1 protein-coding gene is annotated in these 7,764 nt (G+C 73.5%); it reads right to left on the reverse strand.

Features of this window, described 5'->3' with window-relative positions:
• Window positions 1-142: 142 nt before the first annotated feature.
• On the reverse strand, window positions 143-7,546 hold the full coding sequence (locus KZJ41_RS19510) for a non-ribosomal peptide synthetase (protein WP_251549431.1): 7,404 nt from the start codon (window positions 7,544-7,546) through the stop codon (window positions 143-145).
• Between the last annotated feature and the right edge of the window lie 218 nt (window positions 7,547-7,764).

Here is a 7,764-nt window from a genome sequence, read left to right on the forward strand (position 1 = left end):
CACCCCCGGCTCTCGCCTCACGCGCCCGGACCTCGATCTGCCCGGACCGGGCTCCTGCGTTGCACTACGGATACAGCTCCTTCCACACGCGGGAAGAGCATGGAGAACTCGTCCCGCCCGGGAGGAATCTACCGGCCGGTATTCAGTTCCGCATACTCCATGGGTCGACGGCGGCCACTGTCGTCCACTGCCCACCCGCGGCAACGGACCCCGGCGGGACCTCGTCGCGGTCGGTGACGACCACGACCCCGAGGTCGTCACCCGGTGCCTCGTTCAACGCGTCTACCAGCGAAGACGGCACGAACGCGTGGGTTACCCATTCGTCGGCCACGACGGCGGCGAGGTCGGCGCCGGGCTCGGGCACGATCACCACCGCCCCCGCGATCCCGGCAGCCAGGATCGCGAAGATGCGCCACTGCTCCGCCGTGAGGTCGCACACCAGCGACCGCGATTCGTAGTCCAGCTTCAGCGCGGCCGCACCGCCGCGGACCACGGCGACCAGTTCGCCGTGGTAGAGCACGCGGCCGGCCACCCACAGCGCGGGGTGCTGCGGCTGCAGGACCCGGACCCGCTCCGAGTAGTCGACCGGCCGGTGGGACAGCGTGTCCACGGCGGCCACCGTCGCCGGGTCGTCGAGGCACACCCAGCGCGCGGCGGCGGACCGACGGGCGTCCGACCCGGTCGTCGTCAACCCGAGCCCGGGTGTCTCCGCAGGCGTGGCGGAGCCGGACACGGCGGGCACGATCGCGGCACCCGCCTTGGTCACCGCCCAGAGCGCGGTGATCAGCTCGGGGCCCGCCGGCACGGCGACCGCGACGCCGTCGCCGGGCCCGACGCCCTCGGCGATGAGATACCGAGCCCACTGCGACGACCGGCGGTCGAGGTCGAGGTAGGTGACCTCGACGCCGTCCGCGACGAACGCCGGGGCCTCGGGATCGGACTCCACGGCGACCTGCCACTCCTGCGGCACCGTCCGCTCGACGCGGTCGGGGACCGCCACCGGCTCGGGCTCGATGACCGTGGGCGCCGTGCGCTCGGTCTCGGTGCGGATGTCGATGTCCCCGACCACCGCGTCGGAGGTTTCCGCGACGGCGCGCAGGACGGTCACGAAGCGTTCGGCGAACGTCGCGACGGTGCCGGCGTCGAACAGGTCCACGGCGTAGGTGAACCCGACGTGCATGCCGGCGGCCGAGCCGCCCGGGTGCTCACGCGGATCGACGGTCACCTGCAGGTCGAACTTCGCGGCGAGTTCACCGGCGTCGAGGGCCTCGACGGTGAGACCCGGCAGTTCGAGGCGCGCGGCCTCGGTGTTCTGGAACGACAGCACCGTCTGGAACACGGGATGCCGGGCCGGGGAGCGCACGGCCACCACGTCGTCGACCACCCGCTCGAACGGCACGTCGGGGTGGCCGAACGCCTCGAGGTCGACGGCGCGGGCCCGGTCGAGCAGCTCGGCGAAGGTCGCCGCCGGGTCCACATCCGTGCGCAGGGCGAGGGTGTTGACAAACATCCCGACGAGGTCGTCGAGGCGCCGGTCACCGCGGCCCGCGACAGGCGTGCCGACGACGATGTCGTGGGTGCCGCTGAGCCGGGCGAGCAGCACGGCGAGCGCCGCGTGGACGACCATGAACAGCGACGCCCGATGCTCGAGCGCGAGGGCGTCGAGCCGCTGCCGGATCTGCGCGTCGACCTCCACCGCCACCGTGCCGCCGCGCAGCGACGGCTGCGGCGGCCGGGGCCGGTCCGTGGGCAGATCGAGCAGTTCGGGCACCCCGGCCAGGCGCGAACGCCAGTAGGACAGCTGGGCACCGGCCGGCGACTGCGCATCGTCGGCGTCACCGAGGACCCGACGTTGCCAGAGCGCGTAGTCGGCGTACTGCACCTCGAGCGGCGCCCAGGCCGGCGTGCCGCCCGACAACCGCGACGCGTAGGCGGTCATCAGATCCCGTGCCAGCGGCGCCAGCGACGCACCGTCGGCGGAGATGTGGTGGACGACGAGAGCGAGCACGTGGTCGTCGGCGCCGACCGAGACGATCCGGCCGCGCACCGGCACCTGCGCGGAGACGTCGAAGCCCTCGGCGGCGAGGGCGACGACCTCGGCGAACGCCTCCTGCTCGGACGCCACCTCGACCGGCACGACCGCGGGCACCACCGCGTCGGCGTCGAGGACGTGCTGGTAGGGCCCCGTCTCGTCCTGCGGGTACCGGGTGCGCAGCGACTCGTGCCGCTCGATCACGTCGCGCACCGCGGCGGTGAGCGCCGCGGTGTCGAGGCGGCCACGCAGCCTGATCGCGAGCGGGATGTTGTAGCTCGCGGAGGCGGGATCGAGCTGGTTGAGCACCCACATGCGTTGCTGGGCGAGCGAGAGCGGCACCCGATCGGGGCGGGGCCCGGCGGTCAGCGCGGGCCGGGGCGCCGATTCCGCGTGCGCGTCGGCCCGGGCCGCGAGTTCGGCGACGGTCGGTGCCTCGAACAGTTCGCGGATCGCGAGGGCGGTTCCGAGCGACTCGTTGATCCGCGCGATCACCCGCGTCGCGATGAGCGAGTTGCCGCCGAGCTCGAAGAACGAGTCGTCCGCACCGGCCCGCTCGACGCCGAGCACGTCGGCGAACACCTGCGCGACGGCGCGTTCGGCGGCGGTGGCCGGTTCGCGGCGCCCGCCCGCGGTGGTGGCGGTCGCCTGCGGCACCGGCAGGGCGCGCCGGTCGAGCTTGCCGTTGACGGTGAGCGGCAGCTCGTCGAGGACGACCACGAGGTCCGGAATCATGTAGCCGGTGAGGAAGGCACCGAGCTGCTCGCGCACGCGGGCCACGTCGACGTCCGCGCCGGCGCGGGGCACGACGTAGCCGACGAGCCGGTCGCCGAGACCGTCGTCGCGGACCACGGCGACCGCCTGGGCCACCGCGTCGGCACGCAGCAGCGCCGCCTCGACCTCGCCCAGCTCGATGCGGAAGCCCCGCAACTGCACCTGCGCGTCGCTGCGCCCGGCGTACTCGAGCTCGCCGTCGGCGTTCCACCGCGCGACGTCGCCGGTGCGATACAGCCGGCCCGCCCCGAAGGGGTCGGCGACGAACCGCGCGGCGGTCAGTCCCGGCCGACCGAGGTAGCCGCGGGAGAGCTGGTCACCGGAGACGTACACCTCGCCCGGCACCCCGACCGGGACGGGCTGCAGCCGCCGGTCGAGCACCCGCAGCCGCAGCCCCGGCAGGGAGCGGCCGATCCGGCTGGCGGCACCGGGGCGCGCGGCGCCGCGGTCGAGGGCCAGGAACGACACGTGAACCGTGGTCTCGGTGATGCCGTACATGTTGACCAGCGTCGGCGCCACGGGCCGGCGCCCGTACCAGCCGTCGAGCTTGCCGAGGTCGAGCGCCTCGCCGCCGAACACGACGTATCGCAGTGCGAGCGGATCGGCGTCGGGACGCTCCACGGACGCGACCCGGTCGGCCTCGTCGAGCTGAAGGAACGCCGAGGGGGTCTGGTTGAGCACGGTGACCCGCTCTGCCCGCAGCAGCTCGAGGAACTGTTCGGGCGAGCGTGAGGTCAGGTAGTCGACGACGACGAGCCGGCCGCCGTACAGCAGCGGTCCCCACAGCTCCCACACCGTGAAGTCGAATGCGTAGGAGTGGAACAGCGTCCACACGTCGTCGGCACCGAACCCGAACAGCGGTTCGGCGTTGTCGAACAGGGTCAGCACGTTGCGGTGGGTGACCGCGACGCCCTTGGGGCGGCCGGTGGAGCCGGAGGTGTAGATGACGTAGGCGCGGTTGTCCGCATGCAGCGGCGCGCTCCGCTCGGCGTCGGTGAGCGGCCCGGACGGCGCGTGCGGGTCGTCGTCCTCGATGTACACCCGGGGCAGGCCGACGTCCGGCAGTGCGTCGCCGTCACCGGTGGTGGTGGTGACGACGCAGCGCGGACGTGCGTCCTCGAGCATGTACCGCAGCCGCTCCGCCGGATACGTGGTGTCGGTGGGCAGATACGCGGCACCGGACTTGAGCACCGCCAGCAGCGCCACGATCAACTCGGCCGACCGGGGCAGCGCGACGGCCACGAGCTCCTCCGGGCCCGCCCCGGCCGCGACGAGCCGGCGGGCGAGGCGGTTGGCGCGCGCGTCGAGCTCGGCGAACGAGAGGGTGCGTCCGGCGAACGTGACGGCCGGGGCGTCGGGGCTGCGGCGGACGACGGCGTCGAAGCGGTCGGCGAGGGTCGCCGCTGCGGGCACCCGGACCCCGGACCCGAGCGTGCTCCACTCGGTGAGGATCCGCTCGGCCTCGGCGTCGTCCAGGAACGGCAGCGCGCCGACCGGGGTGGCGGCGTCCACGGTGACGCCGCGCAGGATCCGGGTGAACCGGTCGGCGAGGGACCGCATGGTGGGGGCGTCGAAAAGATCGGTGGCGTAGGCGAGTTCGACGGTCATCCCGCCGGGGGCGCCGCGCTCCGAGAGCTGCTCGGCGACGGTGACCTGCAGGTCGAACTTCGCGATGGCCGTGTCGAATTCGACCCCGGAGATGCTCAGGTCGGGCAGCTCCAGGGCGGACTGCGGCAGGTTCTGGAAGGTGAGCATCACCTGGAACAGCGGGTGCCGGGCCTGCGAGCGGGGCGGGTCGAGCACCTCGACGAGCCGTTCGAACGGCATGTCGGCGTTCGCGAACGCCTCGAGATCCGTGCCGCGCACCCGGGCGAGCAGGTCGGCGAACGGCTCACCGGATTCGACGGCGGTGCGCAGCACCAGCGTGTTGACGAACATGCCGATCAGGTCGTCCAGGGCGGCCTCGCCGCGGCCCGCGACGGGGGTGCCGACGGCGATGTCGTCGGTGCCGGACAGCCGGGCCAGCAGCACGGCCAGCGCCGTGTGCACCACCATGAACACGCTCGCGTTGTGGGTGCGGGCCAGGTCGGCGAGCGCCGCGTGCAGTTCGGCGTCGATCGGGACACGAAGGGCGGCACCGTGATTGGACGCAACGGCGGGACGGGGCCGGTCCACCGGGAGGGTGAGTTCCTCGGGCAGGTCGGCGAGCTGCGCGCGCCAGTAGGCGAGCTGCCGCGACAGCACGGATTCCGGATCGTCCTCGTCGCCGAGCACCTCGCGCTGCCAGAGCGCATAGTCGGCGTACTGAACCGACAACGGCGGCAACGGATTCGGCTCGTCACGGGTGCGCGCCCGATAGGAGGCGACGACGTCACGGGTCAGCGGCGTCATGGAAAAACCGTCGCCGGAGATGTGGTGCACGACGAAGACGAGCACGTGCTCCTCGTCGGAGATCCGCAGCAGCGCGACGCGCCACGGCACGGCGGCGGTGACGTCGAACCCGGTGCCGACCAGCTCGAGGACGCGAGCGGGAACGTCCTCGGCCGCAACCTCGACGGGGGCGAGATCCGGCAGTACCTCGGCCACCGGCAGTACCACCTGGTAGCCGTCGCCGTCGGTCTCCGGGTAGACGGTGCGCAGCGACTCGTGCCGGGCGACGAGGTCGGCGACCGCGCCGCGCAGGGCGTCGACGTCGAGACGCCCGGCGAGCCGGATCGCGACGGGGATGTTGTCCACCGCCGACTCGGGCGCGAACCGGTTCAGGAACCACATGCGCTGCTGGGCGAGCGACAACGGGATCCGCTCGGGGCGGTCGCGGGCGACCAGCGCCACGGCACCCGAGCCGGCCTGCGACTCGAGCCGCGCCGCGAGCGCCTCCACCGTCGGCGCCTCGAACACCAGCGGCACCGGCACCCGGGTGTCGAGGGCCGCGCCGAGCCGGGCGACGAGCCGGGTGGCGACGAGGGAGTTGCCGCCGAGGTCGAGGAACGAATCGTCGAGACCGACCCGCTCGACGCCGAGGACGTCGGCGAAGACGTCGGCGACGGCCTGCTGGGCCGGGGTCTGCGGCGCCCGGTACTCCCGGACCGCGAACACCGGGGCGGGAAGGGCCGCGCGGTCGAGCTTGCCGACGGGATTGAGCGGCACCTCGGCGATGGGGACGACCGCCGCCGGGAGCATGTAGTCGGGCAGGAAGCCGGCCGCGAACTCGACGAGAGCGCCGGTGTCGAGGTCCGCGCCCCCGGCGGCCGGCACGACGTAGGAGACGAGCGCGGTCTCCCCGGAGGGCAGGGCGCGGCCCACGGTGGTGGCGAACTCGACGTCCGGGTGCCGGACGAGGACCGCGTCGATCTCGGTGAGTTCGATGCGGTAGCCGCGGATCTTGACCTGGAAGTCGGAGCGGCCGAGGTACTCGATCACACCGCTGTCGTCCCGGCGCACGAGGTCGCCGGTGCGGTACATGCGCGCCCCGCCGTCCGCGAACGGGTTGGCGACGAACCGGTCGGCGGTCAGGCCCGGACGGGCGTGATACCCCAGCGCGAGCTGTGCGCCCGCCAGGTACAGCTCACCGGTGACACCGGCGGGGACCGGGCGCAGGTGCGTGTCGAGCACGTATGCCCCCACGCCGGGGATCGGGGTACCGATGCGGATCGGCTCGCCCGGGTGCAAGGGGGCACTGCTCACCGCCAGGACGGTCGCCTCGGTCGGCCCGTATCCGTTGAAGAAGTCGCGGCCGGGCGCGGCCCAGCGCTCGACGAGATCGGGACCGAAGCTCTCCCCCGCCACCACGACCACGCGCAGGTCGTCCAGGCCCTGCGGGTCGACGGACCCCAGCGCCGCCGGGGTGATGAAGGTGTGGGTGACGCGCTCGGCCGCGAGCAGCTCCGCCAGGTCCGCGCCGCCGACGATCGTCGGCGGCGAGACCACCAGGGTCGCGCCGGCGGTGAAGGCGCTCAGCAGCTCGAGCATCGACACGTCGAAGCTGGGCGAGCAGATGTGCAGCACCCGCGCCTCGGCGGTGACCCGGTAGTGCTCGCGTTCGGCGGTGATCAGGCCGGCGATGCCGGTGTGCGGGACGGACACGCCCTTCGGCAGGCCCGTCGACCCGGAGGTGTAGATCATCCAGGCCGGGTGCAGCTCGGACAGCGGCCGGATCCGATCGGCGTACGACACCGGGTGGCCGGGGCGGGCGGCGATGTCACCGGCCACGCCGGGATCGTCGAGCGCGGTCCACCGCACCGAGCCCGGCAGGTCCGCGGCGAAGGCCGTGAGGGTCAGGCCGACGGCCGCGCCGGAGTCGGACACCATGTGCAGGACCCGCTCGGCCGGGTACTTCGGGTCGACGGGCAGGAACGTCGCCCCCGACTTCGCCACCGCCCACACGGACAGGACGGACTCCGCCGAGCGGGGCACGGCGACCGCCACCACGTCGCCCGGGCCGATGCCCCGCTCGATCAGCAGCCGCGCCAGCTGCGACGACTTCTCGTCCAGCTCCCGGTACGTGAGCGTCGCCCCGCCCGCCGCGACGACCGCCGGGTGATCGCCGCGTTCCTCCACGGCCGATACCAGCAGTTGCGGCAGCAACGTCGCCTGGGTGCGGGTGCGGGAGCCCCGCTGGGGGCGGGTGGGGGCGGGACGGCGGCTGCGGGCGGGGCGTTCGCGGCGCTCGACGGCCGGCGACTGGGGAGCGATCGCCGGATCGCTCCCGCCCAGGCTGCCGTCGTGTCGAGAAGACCGCATGTAGATGCCCACATCCTTCGCTTCGGTTCCGTTGCTCGCGCGCGAACGAGCAAGCATAGTCACTGCGCCCGGCGCCCTCGGCGGGACCGTACCGGCCGGTAGCCGCCACTCGTTCATCCACCGATGCGCCCGCGACGTTACCCTCGGGCCCCCGCCGGGACCGGACGCGGTGAGGCTCCCCCGACGAAAAGGGGAGCCTCACCGCGGCGGGCCGGACC

The sequence above is a fragment of the Rhodococcus sp. 11-3 genome, assembly GCF_023704055.1.
In the GTDB taxonomy this organism is placed as follows: Bacteria; Actinomycetota; Actinomycetes; order Mycobacteriales; family Mycobacteriaceae; genus Rhodococcus; species Rhodococcus aetherivorans.